General features: G+C 67.6%; 13 protein-coding genes. 7 read left to right on the forward strand and 6 right to left on the reverse strand.

All coding sequences use genetic code 11. From position 1 onward, the window contains the following. Positions 1–13: 13 nt before the first annotated feature. The 4 genes from sdhA to CAP38_RS02010 form a co-directional block, all read right to left on the reverse strand. Positions 14–1,819 (reverse strand): succinate dehydrogenase flavoprotein subunit, encoded by a 1,806-nt coding sequence (gene sdhA, locus CAP38_RS01995; protein ID WP_086119198.1) that lies wholly within the window; start codon positions 1,817–1,819, stop codon positions 14–16. A gap of 4 nt (positions 1,820–1,823) precedes the next feature. Beyond that, on the reverse strand, positions 1,824–2,189 hold the full coding sequence (gene sdhD / locus CAP38_RS02000; protein WP_086119199.1) for a succinate dehydrogenase, hydrophobic membrane anchor protein: 366 nt from the start codon (positions 2,187–2,189) through the stop codon (positions 1,824–1,826). Positions 2,190–2,223: 34 nt separating this feature from the next. Beyond that, complete coding sequence (gene sdhC, locus CAP38_RS02005; RefSeq protein WP_086119200.1) at positions 2,224–2,655, reverse strand: succinate dehydrogenase, cytochrome b556 subunit; 432 nt, start codon at positions 2,653–2,655, stop codon at positions 2,224–2,226. Between the two features lie 178 nt (positions 2,656–2,833). Next, positions 2,834–3,643 (reverse strand): GntR family transcriptional regulator, encoded by an 810-nt coding sequence (locus CAP38_RS02010; protein WP_086119201.1) that lies wholly within the window; start codon positions 3,641–3,643, stop codon positions 2,834–2,836. 130 nt (positions 3,644–3,773) lie between these two features. Between CAP38_RS02010 and CAP38_RS02015 the strand changes: the two genes are divergently transcribed. From CAP38_RS02015 to acnB, 3 genes are read left to right on the forward strand one after another with little or no spacing between them, the layout of a single operon-like run. After that, a complete protein-coding gene (locus CAP38_RS02015; RefSeq protein ID WP_086119202.1) occupies positions 3,774–4,760 on the forward strand; it encodes a malate dehydrogenase in 987 nt (328 codons plus the stop codon). A gap of 16 nt (positions 4,761–4,776) precedes the next feature. Beyond that, positions 4,777–5,763 (forward strand): CoA ester lyase, encoded by a 987-nt coding sequence (locus CAP38_RS02020; RefSeq protein ID WP_256924194.1) that lies wholly within the window; start codon positions 4,777–4,779, stop codon positions 5,761–5,763. A gap of 26 nt (positions 5,764–5,789) precedes the next feature. Beyond that, on the forward strand, positions 5,790–8,390 hold the full coding sequence (gene acnB / locus CAP38_RS02025; RefSeq protein WP_086119204.1) for a bifunctional aconitate hydratase 2/2-methylisocitrate dehydratase: 2,601 nt from the start codon (positions 5,790–5,792) through the stop codon (positions 8,388–8,390). A 64-nt stretch (positions 8,391–8,454) separates the two neighbouring features. On the opposite strand, the gene CAP38_RS02030 is transcribed toward acnB, so the two are convergent. Next, complete coding sequence (locus CAP38_RS02030; RefSeq protein WP_143435733.1) at positions 8,455–10,218, reverse strand: hypothetical protein; 1,764 nt, start codon at positions 10,216–10,218, stop codon at positions 8,455–8,457. Next, positions 10,219–10,647, reverse strand: a complete 429-nt coding sequence (locus tag CAP38_RS02035) for a CesT family type III secretion system chaperone (RefSeq protein WP_179188432.1) — start codon at positions 10,645–10,647, stop codon at positions 10,219–10,221. Between the two features lie 185 nt (positions 10,648–10,832). Here CAP38_RS02035 and CAP38_RS02040 point away from each other — a divergent pair, with 185 nt between their 5' ends. From CAP38_RS02040 to CAP38_RS02055, 4 genes are all read left to right on the forward strand, one after another. Further along, the gene (locus CAP38_RS02040; RefSeq protein WP_086119207.1) at positions 10,833–11,741 is read left to right on the forward strand and encodes a S1C family serine protease; all 909 of its coding nucleotides are present in this window, start codon (positions 10,833–10,835) and stop codon (positions 11,739–11,741) included. 21 nt (positions 11,742–11,762) lie between these two features. After that, the gene (locus CAP38_RS02045; RefSeq protein WP_086119208.1) at positions 11,763–12,764 is read left to right on the forward strand and encodes a MoxR family ATPase; all 1,002 of its coding nucleotides are present in this window, start codon (positions 11,763–11,765) and stop codon (positions 12,762–12,764) included. Positions 12,765–12,775: 11 nt separating this feature from the next. Then, positions 12,776–13,783 (forward strand): DUF58 domain-containing protein, encoded by a 1,008-nt coding sequence (locus CAP38_RS02050; RefSeq protein WP_086119724.1) that lies wholly within the window; start codon positions 12,776–12,778, stop codon positions 13,781–13,783. An 80-nt stretch (positions 13,784–13,863) separates the two neighbouring features. After that, a complete protein-coding gene (locus CAP38_RS02055; protein ID WP_373271403.1) occupies positions 13,864–14,895 on the forward strand; it encodes a VWA domain-containing protein in 1,032 nt (343 codons plus the stop codon). The last annotated feature ends 16 nt before the right edge of the window (positions 14,896–14,911 follow it).

The following is a 14,911-nucleotide window of genomic DNA, read 5'->3' on the forward strand; positions in this document are numbered from 1 at the left end:
CTCCGGTACGTGATCAGAAGGTGCGGACCTTGGGCGGGACCGATTCCACGGTCAGCGGCTTGAGGTTCACCGGCTTGTAGGTCAGGCTGTTGTCGGCGCTGTGCCACAGGGTGTGCTTCATCCACTCGCCGTCGTTGCGACCCAGCGGGAACTGGGCGTCGTCGGCCGGACGCTCGTAGTCGTACACCGTGTGGGCACCACGGCATTCCTTGCGGGCGGCGGCCGAGGTCATGGTGGCCTGGGCGGCCTCGATCAGGTTCTCGACCTCCAGGGCCTCGATCCGCGCGGTGTTGAACACCTTGGACTTGTCCTTCAGACCGATGCTGTTGACGCGGTTGCGGATCGCATTGATCTTGGCAACACCCTCGTCCATGCTGGCCTGGGTGCGGAACACGCCGGCGTGCTGCTGCATGGTGGCGCGGATGTCGTTGGCCACGTCCTGGGCGTATTCGCCGTCGGTGGCCGAGTCCAGCCGGGCCAGGCGGGCCAGGGTGCGGTCGGCGCCGTCGGCCGGCACCGGCTTGTGGGTCTTGTTCTTGTCGTTGAACTGGACGATGTGGTTGCCGGCTGCACGGCCGAACACCAGCAGGTCGAGCAGCGAGTTGGTGCCCAGGCGGTTGGCGCCGTGCACGCTCACGCAGGAGCATTCGCCCACGGCGTAGAGGCCGTTGACCGGCTTCTGGCCGCCCTGGCCGTCGGGCACGACCACCTGACCATGGATGTTGGTGGGGATGCCGCCCATCTGGTAGTGGATGGTGGGCACCACCGGGATCGGCTCGCGGGTGATGTCGACGTTGGCGAAGTTCACGCCGATCTCGTAGACCGAGGGCAGGCGCTTGTGGATGGTCTCGGCGCTGAGGTAGCTGAAGTTCAGCAGCACATGGTCCTTGTTGGGACCGCAGCCACGGCCTTCCTTGATCTCCTGGTCCATGCAGCGGGACACGAAGTCGCGCGGGGCCAGGTCCTTCAGGGTGGGGGCGTAGCGCTCCATGAAGCGTTCGCCTTCGGAGTTGACCAGGAAGGCGCCTTCACCACGGCAGCCTTCGGTCAGCAGCACACCGGCACCGGCCACGCCGGTGGGGTGGAACTGCCAGAACTCCATGTCTTCCAGCGGGATGCCGGCACGCGCCGCCATGCCCAGGCCGTCGCCGGTGTTGATGAAGGCGTTGGTGGAGGCGGCATAGATGCGGCCGGCACCACCGGTGGCCAGCAGGGTGGTCTTGGCTTCGAGCAGGTAGACCTCGCCGGTCTCCATCTCGAGGGCGGTCACACCCACCACGTCGCCTTCGGCGTCGCGCACCAGGTCCAGGGCCATCCACTCCACGAAGAAGGTGGTGCGGGCCGCCACGTTCTGCTGGTACAGGGTGTGCAGCATGGCATGGCCGGTGCGGTCGGCGGCGGCGCAGGCGCGCGGCACGGCCTTCTCGCCGTAGTTGGCGGTGTGACCGCCGAACGGGCGCTGGTAGATGGTGCCGTCGGGGTTGCGGTCGAACGGCATGCCGAAGTGCTCGAGCTCGTACACCACCTTCGGGGCTTCACGGCACATGAACTCGATCGCGTCCTGGTCGCCCAGCCAGTCGGAGCCCTTGATGGTGTCGTAGAAGTGGTAGTGCCAGTTGTCTTCGCTCATGTTGCCCAGGCTGGCACCGATGCCGCCCTGGGCGGCCACGGTGTGCGAGCGGGTGGGGAAGACCTTGGACAGCACGGCCACTTTCAGACCGGCACGGGCCAGCTGCAGCGAGGCACGCATGCCGGAGCCGCCGGCACCGACGATGACGACGTCGAACTGGCGCTTGGGGAGGGAGGAGGTGGCAGTCATGGGGTCAGATTCTCCAGAGAACTTGAACGGCCCAGCCCAGGCAGGACAGGAGCCAGACCATGGTGAACACGTGAAGCACCAGGCGCACGGCGGCGGGCTTGACGTAGTCCATCCAGATGTCACGGATGCCGACCCACACGTGGTAGGTCAGGGCCAGGAACATGGCGAAGGTCAGGGCCTTCATCCATTGCGGAGCAAAGATGCTCGCCCAACCTTCATAACCGAGTGGGCCGCTGGTGAACACCACCTGCAGCAGGACGATGAGGGTGAACAGGGCCATCAGGCCGGCGGTGATGCGCTGGGCCAGCCAGTCGCGCAGGCCGTAGTGGGCGCCGGTGACGACGCGCTTGGAACCGTAGTTGACAGACATGTGCGGGAATCCTTGGAATGACCGGGAACGGTGATCAGTACAGGCCGAAGAGTTTGGCGCCCAGCACCACGGTCAGGCCGATGCTCAGCACCAGGGTGACCACGGCGGAGGACTTGCCGAACTGCTTGGTCACGGCATGGCGGGCGTCCATGTAGAGGTGGCGCAGGCCGGCAATGAGGTGGTGCAGGTAGGCCCAGATGATGGCCAGCACCACCAGCTTGAACAGCCAGCCCGGCACGAAACCGATGCCGGCGCTGAAGGCGCTGGAGAAGCGCTCGTACGAAATCTCGGACGACACCGAGGTGTCGAACAGCCAGACGATCAGGGGCAGGAGCACGAACATCAGGGCGCCGCTGATGCGGTGCAGGATGGACACCCAGCCCGCGGCCGGCAACCGGTAGGTGGTGAGGTCCTTGAAGGCGTTGATGTTGCGGAACTGCGGCCGCTGGCGGGACAACTCGGACATGGTGGGTGCTTTCTTCCGTGGGGCAGGAGATCTGACGCTGGGTGAGCGGTGGAGGAATCGTGGGCTGTAACCGGTTGGTAACTCAGGCCCGACGGGGGCAAATTCTATTGCAACGCACCATGACAAAAACTGACGTCGCAGACGGGGTCGGGGCTATTGCAGCGATTGTCATGGGCCATCAGCTGAGTTCGTTGCGGTAGTGGCGGCTGTCGGTGCGGTACAGGCCGCGCCGCAGCTCCATGGGGACGTCGTTGTAGGTGAAGGCGGTGCGCTCCACGCTGAGCAGCGGACTGCCCGCAGGCACCGCGAGCAGTTCGGCCGCGTCGGCCTCGGCGCCCATGGCCTTGAGCTTTTCGACCGCCCGCACCATGCGCACGCCGAATTCGGCCTCGAACAGCGCATACATGGGGCCGCGGTAATCGGACAGCGTCTCCACCGTGAGGCCCTTGAAAGGGCCGCCGGGCAGCCAGATGTCTTCCAGGATGGTGGGCGAGCCGCCGAACGACAGCACCCGGCGGACCTGCAGCACGGCGTCGCCGGTGCGCAGGTTCAGGGCGCGTGCGACCTCGGCCGGGGCCCGCAGGCGGCGGCACTCGATGATGCGGCGCTCGGCCGGCCCCTGTTCGTCCAGCGACCCGCCGTCGGGCAGCAGGCGCAGGAAGCGGTACTGGATGTGCTGTTCGGCGTGGGTGGCCACGAAGGTTCCCTTGCCCTGGCGGCGCACCAGCAGGTTGTCGGTGGCGAGCTCGTCGATGGCCTTGCGCACCGTGCCCTGGCTGACCTTGTAGCGCGCGGCCAGTTCGAGCTCGCTGGGGATCATGTCGCCGGGCTTCCATTCGCCGCCCTGCAGGCTGCGCAGGATCAGCGACTTGATCTGCTGGTAGAGGGGGCTGAACGCCGGCGCGGTTTCGCCTGCTGCGCCCGTCGCCTGTGCGGCAGCGTCCGCACCCGGCAGGGCGGTGTCGGAGGGCGGCAGTGAAGAGGGCATGGGGCGGTGGCCGGAATGGTCGGAATGCGCTCAATCATATCTTATATAAGACATAAGACAAATTGACGTCTCAGGGTTTGCGAGGGTACACTTCCGGTCTCTCACAACCGCCATTTCCTGGAGTTTTCACATGAGCAAGAAGCCTGTTCGCGTCGCCGTCACCGGTGCCGCCGGCCAGATCGGTTACGCCCTGCTGTTCCGCATCGCCTCGGGCGAAATGCTGGGCAAGGATCAGCCCGTGATCCTGCAGCTGCTGGAAATTCCGGACGAAAAGGCCCAGAACGCGCTCAAGGGCGTGATCATGGAACTGGAAGACTGCGCCTTCCCGCTGCTGGCCGGCATCGAGGCCCACAGCGACCCCATGACCGCCTTCAAGGACACCGACTACGCCCTGCTGGTGGGTGCCCGTCCTCGCGGCCCCGGCATGGAGCGCGCCGACCTGCTGGCCGCCAACGCCCAGATCTTCACTGCCCAGGGCAAGGCCCTGAACGCCGTGGCCTCGCGCAACGTGCGCGTGCTGGTGGTGGGCAACCCGGCCAACACCAACGCCTACATTGCCATGAAGAGCGCGCCGGATCTGCCGCGCAAGAACTTCACCGCCATGCTGCGCCTGGACCACAACCGCGCCGCCAGCCAGATCGCCGCCAAGATGGGCATCGCCGTGGGCGACATCGAGAAGCTGGCCGTTTGGGGCAACCACTCGCCCACCATGTACGCCGACTACCGCTTTGCCACCGTCAACGGCAAGAGCGTCAAGGACGCCATCAACGACCACGCCTGGAACAAGGACGTGTTCCTGCCCACCGTGGGCAAGCGTGGCGCGGCCATCATCGCCGCTCGCGGCCTGTCGTCGGCCGCCTCGGCCGCCAACGCCGCCATCGACCACATGCGCGACTGGGCCCTGGGCACCCAAGGCAAGTGGGTCACCATGGGCGTGCCCTCCAACGGTGAGTACGGCATCCCCAAGGACGTGATGTTCGGCTACCCGGTCACCTGCGAAGGCGGCGAATACAAGATCGTCGAAGGTCTGCCCATCGACGCCTTCTCCCAGGAATGCATCGACAAGACCCTGGCCGAGCTCCAGGGCGAGCAGGACGGCGTCAAGCACCTGCTGTAACCGCTTGGTAACTCCGGTGAGCGCCAACCCCGCCAGCATCCTCCTGGGCGCCCAGGCGGGGGCGTTTGCGCTGCCGGTGTGCGACCACTACAGCGGTATCGAGGCCCGCATGCGCAAGAGCCTGCAGCTGCAGGCCGAGCTGCAGGCGGAATTCGGCGCCTGTGTGGTCGACATCACGCTCGATTGCGAGGACGGCGCCCCGGTGGGCGGGGAGGCGGAGCACGCCGCCCTGGTCACCGAACTGGCGCTGTCGGCCGCGCCCGAGGCCCGCGTGGCGGTGCGGGTGCACCCGGTGGACCACAGCGCCTTCGAGGCCGACGTGGCTTCCATCGTCGGCCGGGCCGGCCACCGGCTGTGCCATGTCATGCTGCCGAAGGTCGAGTCGGTCGCCGACGTGCAGCGGGCTGCGGCGGCGCTGGATGCCGCCGGTGCACCGGGTCTCATGCTGCATGCGCTCATCGAGTCGCCGGCCGCCGTTCACCGGGCCTTCGACATCGCCGCCCACCCTCGCATCCAGAGCCTGAGCTTCGGGCTGATGGACTTCGTGTCGGCCCACGGCGGTGCCATTCCGTCCGACGGCATGGGCGTGCAGGGGCAGTTCGGCCACCCGCTGGTGCTGCGGGCCAAGCTGGACATCGCCAGCGCCTGCCACGCCCATGGCAAGGTGCCGTCGCACTGCGTCGTCACCGAGTTCCGCGACACCGCCGCCCTGCTGGCCGCAGCCCGCCGCGCGGCGCGCGAGCTGGGCTACACCCGCATGTGGAGCATCCACCCCGACCAGATCCGTCCCATCCTGGCGGCCTTTGCGCCCGCCGATGACGAGATCGACCAGGCCGCCACCGTCATCGACCGCGCCGCTGCCGCGCAGTGGGCGCCGGTGCAGGTGGACGGCCGCCTGCACGACCGCGCCAGCTACCGCTACTACTGGCAGCTGCTGGAGCGGGCCCACCGCACCGGCCGAACCCTTCCCGACGCGGTGCGTCCCTTGCTGGCCCACCACTGAATTCCTGTCTTTTTCTGGAGAACGCCATGTCCGACTTCCTCGCCGCTTACCGAGCCCATGCCGCCGAACGTGCCGCGCTGGGCATCCCCCCGCTGCCGCTCGATGCGAAGCAGGTGGCCGACCTGATCGAGCTGATCAAGAACCCGCCCGCCGGTGAGGACGCCTTCCTGCTGGATCTCCTGACCCACCGCGTGCCCCCGGGCGTCGACGATGCGGCCAAGGTCAAGGCCAGCTTCCTGGCCGCCGTGGCCCATGGCGACGTGAAAGTGGCCCTGATCTCCAAGGCCAAGGCCACCGAGCTGCTGGGCACCATGGTGGGCGGCTACAACGTGCACCCGCTGATCGAGCTGCTCGACGACGCCGAGGTGGCCAGCGTGGCGGCCGAAGGCCTGAAGAAGACGCTGCTGATGTTCGACTTCTTCAACGATGTGGCCGAGAAGGCCCGCGCCGGCAATGCCAAGGCCAAGGAAGTGATGCAGAGCTGGGCCGACGCCGAGTGGTTCACCAGCCGCCCCGAGGTGCCGAAGTCCATCACGGTGACCGTGTTCAAGGTGCCCGGCGAGACCAACACCGACGACCTGTCGCCCGCCCCCGACGCCTGGAGCCGCCCGGACATTCCGCTGCACTACCTGGCCATGCTCAAGAACACCCGGGCGGATGCGGCCTTCAAGCCCGAGGAAGACGGCAAGCGCGGCCCGATGCAGTTCATCGAGGATCTCAAGAAGAAGGGCCACCTGGTGGCCTACGTGGGCGACGTGGTGGGCACCGGATCGAGCCGCAAGTCGGCCACCAACTCGGTCATCTGGGCCACCGGCCAGGACATCCCCTTCGTGCCGAACAAGCGCTTTGGCGGCGTGACCCTGGGCGGCAAGATCGCCCCCATCTTCTTCAACACCCAGGAAGACTCCGGCTCGCTGCCCATCGAGGTGGACGTGAGCCAGCTGGAAATGGGCGACGTGATCGAGGTGCTGCCCTACGACGGCAAGATCACCCGCAACGGCCAGACCGTCACCGAGTTCCAGCTCAAGAACCAGGTGCTGCTCGACGAAGTGCGCGCCGGCGGCCGCATCAACCTGATCATTGGCCGCTCGCTCACCGCCAAGGCGCGTGAATTCCTCGGTCTGCCGGCCTCCACCGTGTTCCGCCTGCCGGTGGCACCCAAGGACACCGGCAAGGGCTTCACCCTGGCCCAGAAGATGGTCGGCCGCGCCTGCGGCCTGCCCGAAGGCCAGGGCATCCGTCCGGGCACCTACTGCGAGCCCAAGATGACCACCGTGGGCTCCCAGGACACCACCGGCCCCATGACCCGCGACGAGCTGAAGGACCTGGCCTGCCTGGGCTTCAGCGCCGACCTGGTGATGCAGAGCTTCTGCCACACCGCCGCCTACCCCAAGCCGGTGGACGTCAAGACCCACCGCGAGCTGCCGGCCTTCATCAGCAACCGCGGCGGCGTGGCCCTGCGCCCGGGCGACGGCGTGATCCACAGCTGGCTCAACCGCCTGCTGCTGCCCGACACCGTGGGCACCGGCGGTGACTCGCACACCCGCTTCCCCATCGGCATCAGCTTCCCGGCCGGTTCCGGCCTGGTGGCCTTCGGTGCCGCCACCGGCGTGATGCCGCTGGACATGCCCGAGTCTGTGCTGGTTCGCTTCAAGGGTCAGATGCAGCCTGGCGTGACCCTGCGCGACCTGGTGCATGCCATTCCGCTGTACGCCATCAAGGCCGGTCTGCTGACCGTGGCCAAGGCCGGCAAGAAGAACATCTTCTCCGGCCGCATCCTGGAAATCGAAGGTCTGCCCGACCTGAAGGTGGAGCAGGCTTTCGAGCTGTCCGATGCCTCGGCCGAACGCTCGGCCGCCGGCTGCACCATCAAGCTCAACCCCGAGCCGATCAAGGAATACCTCACCAGCAACATCGTGCTGATGAAGAACATGATCGCCGACGGTTACCAGGACAAGCGCACCCTGGAGCGCCGCATCCGCAAGGTCGAAGAGTGGCTGGCCAACCCCAACCTGCTCGAGGCCGACAAGGATGCCGAGTACGCCGCCGTCATCGAGATCGACCTCAACGAGCTCAAGGAGCCGGTGCTGTGCTGCCCGAACGACCCGGACGACGCCAAGGTCCTGAGTGACGTGGCCGGCACCAAGATCGACGAAGCCTTCATCGGCAGCTGCATGACCAACATCGGCCACTTCCGCGCCGCGGCCAAGCTGCTGGGCGGCCAGCGCGACATCCCGGTCAAGCTGTGGGTGGCCCCGCCCACCAAGATGGACGAGAGCGAGCTGATCAAGGAAGGCCATTACGCCAATTTCGGCGCCGCCGGTGCCCGTACCGAAATGCCGGGCTGCAGCCTGTGCATGGGCAACCAGGCCCAGGTGCGCGAAGGCGCCACCGTGGTGTCCACCAGCACCCGCAACTTCCCCAACCGCCTGGGCAAGAACACCAACGTGTTCCTGGCCTCGGCCGAGCTGGCGGCCATTGCGTCCAAGCTGGGCAAGCTGCCCACCGTGGCCGAGTACCAGGAAGCCATGGGCATCATCAACAAGGACGCCGCCAGCGTCTACAAGTACATGAACTTCGACCAGATCGAGGAGTACGCCGAGACGGCCAAGGGCGTGTCGGTCTGATCGTTCACCGACCTGAAGCTAAAACCCCCGGTGCCGTGAGGCCCGGGGGTTTTTTGCAAGGGGTTCAGACGATCTGCACGCCGCCCATGCCGGGCACCACGGGCACATCGCGAAGCGGTGCGTCCGACGGGTGGGCGCTGCCTTCCCGGATCCGTCGCCCGACACCGGTGATCACCGCGCCGGCAGCCTGCACCAGCGGAGGCACCACGGCCCGCCCCACCACCCAGCAAGTGATCAGCGAAGCACCCAGTGCAGTCACCTGACCGTAGGCGTCCTGGGTCGAGGTCGGATAGGCCGTGCTGTTGAACTCGGTGCTGTTGCCCTGCACCGGCACATTCACCGGGCCATAACCGGCCACCGTCTGTATGGCGTGGCTCAGGTGGAATGAATAGGCCATCAGTCCTGCGAGATTGCCCGCGGCCTTGCCGCCAGTCTGCAGGACTTTTCTCCAGTCCAGTCCGAACCGGTTTTCGGAGTCTTTGCTGGCCACGGTGAGCTTGAACTTGTCGGTCAGGTGGCGCGTGAGCGAATACGGCGCACTGTTGGGGTCGTTCAGGCTTGTGCGGACATCCTTGTCCAGTTCTTTCAGCATGTCTGCTGGCAATCCTTTCAGCGCGGAGCTGAGCTCCGTTCGCAGGAGTCGGAGGGATGGAGCCGGTAGATCAGGACGAACGTCGTTCAGGATGTTTTCGATCGAGGCGGGCACGGTGCCCGGATCGATGGCATCGGGTTTCGGAGTGCTGCTGCTTCCGGCCCGCATGGCATCCTTCAGCGCCTTGTGGAAGACCTTGAGCTGGACATGCGTCAGCGCTCTGTTCCCTTTGTGTTCCATCTCCAGCCGGATCTTGGTCGGTGTGCTCGAAAGGCCGGTGCCCTGCACCTTCGGGCGCAGCAGGTTCTGCAGACCGACGGTGGCCGTGCCCCCGGCCAGCCCACCCGCCAGGGAGAACATCAGCTCCAAAGCCAGTGCTTCGACACGGGCGCCGCCGGCCTGTATCGATGCTGCCCGCGCGGCCAGACCGGCCGGGTTCGTCAGCATGTAAAACACCGTGAAGCTGAAGAAAGGTGCTTCGTTGCTGATCCAGCCCCGGCCGAACGCCCGGAGCATGGTGAGGAACTGCTCGCTCGCCTGGGGCAGATCGGGTTGTTCTTCTTCGGAGGCGTTGGCCACCGGCTTGCATGGGTGACCGTAGCTGCTCAGAACCGTCCGCATGGCGTTGCGCGCGGCATCCATGCCTTTCTGATCCCCGCAGATCTTGCATTCGAGGTAAGCGCAGCAGGCGGCGATGTAGCTGGTGAAGGCCGCGGTGTCCTTGTCGGCAGCCATGCCCAGACGCTCCCGCATCGTGGCAATGCCCGGCTCGATCAGGAGGTGGAGTCCCCCGGCAATCGCAGCGAACGCCTTGCCAGCGGCGTCTTGATGCCCGGTCGCGGTCAAGGCAAATTGCGCCAGGCGGCCGATCATGAATGACCCGCTGTAGGCCGCCGTGCCTGCCAGCGAGGCCAGCCAGCCATTCAGGGATGGCGGCGTCGCGGCTGCGGGGATGTTGGGCGGTTTCGGCACGGCACCACGGAGCCGGGGCAGGCTGACACCCACCGTGTCCGAATGGGAGGAAGCTTCCGCAACAAGATGGGATGGGTTCAACGACGGGTCTTCGTCCGAGACAGTCACGACGCTGCTGCTCGACATGCTCCTCGACATGCTCCTCGACGGCGGGCTGTATGTGGGGGACGGTTTGTTGCTGTCCGAGTCGCTGCTGTCGACCTTGCCGCTCTCGCTGGTGTCGGGCTTGGGGGCGGTCCGGAATAGGATGCTGATGGGATCCATTCAGGCCTCCTGGGTGTGTTTCTGGGGCACCAGGGGGTGCAGCAGGGTGCCGCGCCACTCGCCCAATTGCTTCAGCAGACGTCGGATCAGGCTGTCCAGCGGCGCTGCCTCCAGCGAAGCCGGTGCGGGCAGCCGGGTGCACAGCAGCACCTGGCCGGTGACCGGATCGAAGCCGAAGCGCAGATCGGGGTTGTTCCAGCTGGCCAGCTGGAGCAGCAGCAACTGTTCGTACACCGCCTGTGCCTGGGCCGTATCGACGGTGCCGAGGTAGGTCACCAGCAGCGCAGCGCTGCCGTCGTCATGCACCATGCATTCGAAGGTTTCGCCCCCGATGCTGGACGGACGCCGCTCTCCGAGGGCGTCGGGCTCGGCGGCCTCGAGTCCCAGGCTGACCTGGCGGCACACGGCCTGGAATGCAGGATGGTTCATGAACTTGTCTCCTTGAAAAAACCAACGTGTTGAATTGGTGAGGATTGCGTAACGTTTGGCAGAAGGCGGTTCCGATCCAGCTGGCACCTTCCCTCGCCTTTCCATCCCGCCGATCCGGTCGGGCATGGCTTGAGCCGCTGGCCGAAGCGCGGCATGATGGGCCGGTCCTACTCAGGGGGGTTCTCATGCGCAAACCCGTTGTCTACAGCCCATCTCGCCGTTCAACGGCGGCGACGGCGGTGGCGGGCGAGGCTCCCGTGGCTTCCCAGGCCGGCCCGGTGCAGGGTCCTCGGGCGGCATGGCGCGAACGACTGGCATCGCCGCGCGCTGGCTGGCTGGTCTCCGCAAGCCTGATGGCCGTGCTGGCCGGCGTGCTGGTCTGGCAGGTCAGCCGCCCGGAGCCGCTGCCATTGACCCAGAAAGCCATCGATCAGGCGGTGCTGCGCAGCCTGTCGACCCAGGTGCTGCCGTCGCAGGCGGCCCGTGCAGCCGAAGTGATCCGCCCGGCGGTGGTGCGCGTGCAGTCCTATGGCCGCACCGACGCCGACGATGACGACGAGGACGGTGTGGGCACCGGTGTGGTCATCGTGGACAAGGGCACCATCCTGACCAACCTGCACGTGGTGGCCGATGCCCGGCGCATCCGGCTGACCTTTGCCGACGGCAGCCATTCGGCCGCCACCATCGTGGGCGCCCAGCCGGAGAACGATCTGGCGGTGCTGCAGGCCCACACCATCCCGGACGATCTGGTGGCCGCCACCATGCGGTCCACGCACGACCTGCTGCCCGGCCAGGAGGTGGTGGCGGTGGGTTTCCCCTTCGGCATCGGGCCGTCGGTGTCGGCCGGTGTGGTGTCCGGCCTGGGTCGCTCCTTCAAGTCGCCGGACGGCGAGAACGAGGTGCGCAACCTGATCCAGTTCGACGCCGCCGCCAACCCGGGCAATTCCGGCGGACCGCTGATCACCATGAGCGGCGAGGTGGTCGGCATCGTCACCGGCATCCTCAACCCCACGCAGCAGCGCACCTTCGTGGGCATCGGTTTTGCGGTGCCCATCGAGAGCGCAGCATCGGCCGCCGGGCTGCCGCCGTTCTGAACACCTTCACAGGAGCCTCCCATGACCCAGGACCCCGCCACCGACACCGCCCAGCTCATGGAGCAGATCCTGTACGAGGTCAAACGGGTGGTGGTGGGCCAGGACCGCTTTCTGGAGCGGGTGATGGTGGCCATGCTGGCCCAGGGCCACCTGCTGGTCGAAGGGGTGCCGGGCCTGGCCAAGACGCTGACCGTCAAGACCCTGGCCGATGTGGTGCAGGGTCGCTTCAAGCGCATCCAGTTCACGCCCGATCTGGTGCCGGCCGATCTGGTGGGCACCCGCATCTACAACCAGAAGACCGGCGACTTCAGCACCGCGCTGGGACCGGTGTTTGCCAACCTGCTGCTGGCCGACGAGATCAACCGCGCACCGGCCAAGGTGCAGAGCGCCCTGCTGGAGGTGATGCAGGAGCGCCAGGTGACGATTGCTGGCGAGACCCACCGCGTGCCCGAGCCGTTTCTGGTCATGGCCACCCAGAACCCGATCGAGACCGAGGGCACCTACCCGCTGCCCGAGGCGCAGGTGGACCGTTTCATGATGAAGGTGGTGGTGGACTATCCCACCGACGAGGAGGAGTACGTCATCGTCGAGCGGGTCACCGGCCCGGCCATCCAGGTCCGCAGCGTGGCCGACACCACCCAGCTTGCCGCCCTGCAGGCGCGCTGCCGCCAGGTGTATGTGGACCCTTCGCTGGTGCAGCACGCGGTCAAGCTGGTGTCGGCCACGCGGCAGCCCGAGCGCCACGGCATCAAGGACATGGCACGTTTCATCACCTTTGGTGCCAGCCCGCGGGCCACCATCGGCCTGGTGGAAGGCGCACGGGCACTGGCCATGCTGCGCGGCCGCAGCTATGCCTTGCCCGAGGACATGACCGATCTGGTGCCCGACGTGCTGCGCCACCGCGTGGTGCTGTCGTACGAGGGGCTGTCGGAGGGCCTGACCACCGACGCGCTGATCGACCGCATCATGAAACAGGTGCCGCCGCCGGCCCGGCCGCTGGCGCCCGAGCAGCGCGCCGCCTGAGGACCATGACCATGTGGCCGCGCTGGTTGTCCCGACGATCCGAACCCGAGGTGGCCCCGGTGCCGGCGGCCAGCGCCGAGACCGTGCGCGCCGAGACCCTGGTGCGCCGGCTGGAGTGGACCGTGCTGCGCCGGCTGGACGGGCTGCTGCAGGGGGATCACCGCACCCTCATGCGCGGCGCGGGACTGGACCTGACCGACCTGCGCGAGTACCAGCTGCACGACGATGTCCGTCACATCGACTGGAACGTGACCGCCCGCCTTCAGCAGCCGCACGTGCGGGTGTTCACCGAAGACCGCGAGATGGCGGCCTGGTTCCTGATGGACCTCAGCCCGTCGGTGGATTTCGGCTCCGGCACCCGCCGCAAGAGCGAGGTGGCCCTGTCGTTCGTGACCGTGCTGGGCCGGCTGATCGGCCGGCACGGCAACCGGGTGGGGGCGGTGCTGTTCGGTGCCGGTGGGCCCGGCGGGGTGGACGCGGTGCTGCCGGCGCGTGGCGGCCGCAGCCATCTGCTGCAGATCGTCCAGAAGGTGCTCGCCGCCGTGGCCAGCCCGGCACGCGATGCCGCCGGCGGCACGCAGCTGTCCGAGCTGCTGCGGGTGGCCGGTCATGTGGTGCGGCAACGCTCGACCGTGTTCGTGGTGTCGGACTTCATCAGCGAGCCGGGCTGGGAGGCCGGCCTGGGTGCGCTGGCCCGCCGGCACGATGTGGTGGCGGTGCGCCTGTTTGATCCACTGGAGATCGAGCTGCCGGACGCCGGCCTGCTGCCGGTGCGCGATGCCGAGACCGGTGAGCAGCTCTGGATCGACACCAGCGACCGGGCTTTCAGGCAGCGGTTTGCCCGCATCGCCGCGCAGCGCGAGGCCGAGCTGCGCGAGGGCCTGGCCCGCTGCGGCGTGGACACGCTGGAGCTGTCGACCGACGACGATCTGGCCGAAGCCTTCACCCGTTTTCTGGATCTGCGGCGGCGGCGTCTGCGCCGCCGTGCGGCCCCGTCGGCAGCAGGAGTCCCGGCATGAACATGGAAGCCTTCCCGCTCAGTCCGGCCGCCCTGGCCGGCTGGTTCCAGCAACTGCCGGTCAGCTTCCTGTGGCCGCAGATGCTGTGGCTGCTGCTGGCGCTGCCCCTGCTGGTGCTGCTGTACCTGTGGCTGATGGCGCGGCGGCGCAAGAGCGCGGTGCGGCTGGCCAGCCTGGCCATCGTGCGCGAGGCCGCCGGGCGCGGCCCCGGCTGGCGCCGCCACCTGCCGCCGGTGCTGCTGCTGCTGGCTGTGGCCGCCAGCCTGCTGGCCGCCGCCCGGCCGGTGGCCACGCTGCGGCTGCCGTCCACCCAGCAGACCATCATCCTGGCCATGGACGTGTCGGGCAGCATGCGCGCCGAAGATGTGAAGCCCAACCGGCTGGTCGCCTCCCAGGAAGCCGCCAAGGCCTTCCTGACCGGACTGCCGCGCCATGTGAAGGTGGGCATCGTGGCCTTTGCCGGATCGGCGCAGGTGGTGCAGCCGCCCACCCTGAGCCGCGACGACCTGGTGGCGGCCATCGACCGTTTCCAGCTGCAGCGCGCCACGGCCATCGGCAGCGCCATCGTGGTGTCGCTGGCCGAGATATTCCCTGACCAGAACATCAGCCTGGGCGATCTCACCTTCCAGCGCAACACCGACCCCTTTGCCCCCAAGGGCCGGGCGATCGACCGGCCGGCCGCGCAGGACAAGCCCTTCACGCCGGTGGCGCCCGGCTCCTACGGATCGGCGGCCATCATCCTGCTCACCGACGGGCAGCGCACCACCGGTGTGGACACGGCCGAGGCGGCGCAGATGGCAGCCGACCGCGGCGTGCGCGTCTACACCGTGGGCGTGGGCACGGTGGACGGCGAGGTGATCGGCTTCGAGGGCTGGTCGATGCGGGTGCGGCTGGACGAGGACAGCCTCAAGCAGGTCGCCCGTGCCACCCAGGCCGAGTACTTCCATGCCGGCACCGCCGACAACCTCAAGCAGGTGTACGAGTCGCTGGGCGCGCGCCTGACGGTGGAGAAGAAGGAAACCGAGATCTCGGGCCTGCTCGCCCTGGTGGGGGCCGCGCTGGCGCTGGTCGCCGCAGGGCTGTCGCTGCTGTGGTTCCACCGGGTGCTCTGAGCCGGATGCCGGCGGC

Origin of the sequence: Hydrogenophaga sp. IBVHS2 (assembly GCF_002127215.1) — a bacterium.
GTDB lineage: Bacteria > Pseudomonadota > Gammaproteobacteria > Burkholderiales > Burkholderiaceae_C > Hydrogenophaga.

Excerpts from the sequence above, each read along its gene's own strand:
- CAP38_RS02015 (WP_086119202.1), top strand. The coding sequence starts at position 3,774 with ATGAGCAAGAAGCCTGTTCGCGTCGCCGTCACCGGTGCCGCCGGCCAG.
- CAP38_RS02035 (WP_179188432.1), bottom strand. The coding sequence starts at position 10,647 with ATGAACCATCCTGCATTCCAGGCCGTGTGCCGCCAGGTCAGCCTGGGA.
- sdhD (WP_086119199.1), bottom strand. The coding sequence starts at position 2,189 with ATGTCTGTCAACTACGGTTCCAAGCGCGTCGTCACCGGCGCCCACTAC.
- CAP38_RS02045 (WP_086119208.1), top strand. The coding sequence starts at position 11,763 with ATGACCCAGGACCCCGCCACCGACACCGCCCAGCTCATGGAGCAGATC.
- sdhC (WP_086119200.1), bottom strand. The coding sequence starts at position 2,655 with ATGTCCGAGTTGTCCCGCCAGCGGCCGCAGTTCCGCAACATCAACGCC.
- acnB (WP_086119204.1), top strand. The coding sequence starts at position 5,790 with ATGTCCGACTTCCTCGCCGCTTACCGAGCCCATGCCGCCGAACGTGCC.
- sdhA (WP_086119198.1), bottom strand. The coding sequence starts at position 1,819 with ATGACTGCCACCTCCTCCCTCCCCAAGCGCCAGTTCGACGTCGTCATC.
- CAP38_RS02055 (WP_373271403.1), top strand. The coding sequence starts at position 13,864 with ATGCTGTGGCTGCTGCTGGCGCTGCCCCTGCTGGTGCTGCTGTACCTG.
- CAP38_RS02010 (WP_086119201.1), bottom strand. The coding sequence starts at position 3,643 with ATGCCCTCTTCACTGCCGCCCTCCGACACCGCCCTGCCGGGTGCGGAC.
- CAP38_RS02030 (WP_143435733.1), bottom strand. The coding sequence starts at position 10,218 with ATGGATCCCATCAGCATCCTATTCCGGACCGCCCCCAAGCCCGACACC.
- CAP38_RS02050 (WP_086119724.1), top strand. The coding sequence starts at position 12,776 with ATGTGGCCGCGCTGGTTGTCCCGACGATCCGAACCCGAGGTGGCCCCG.
- CAP38_RS02040 (WP_086119207.1), top strand. The coding sequence starts at position 10,833 with ATGCGCAAACCCGTTGTCTACAGCCCATCTCGCCGTTCAACGGCGGCG.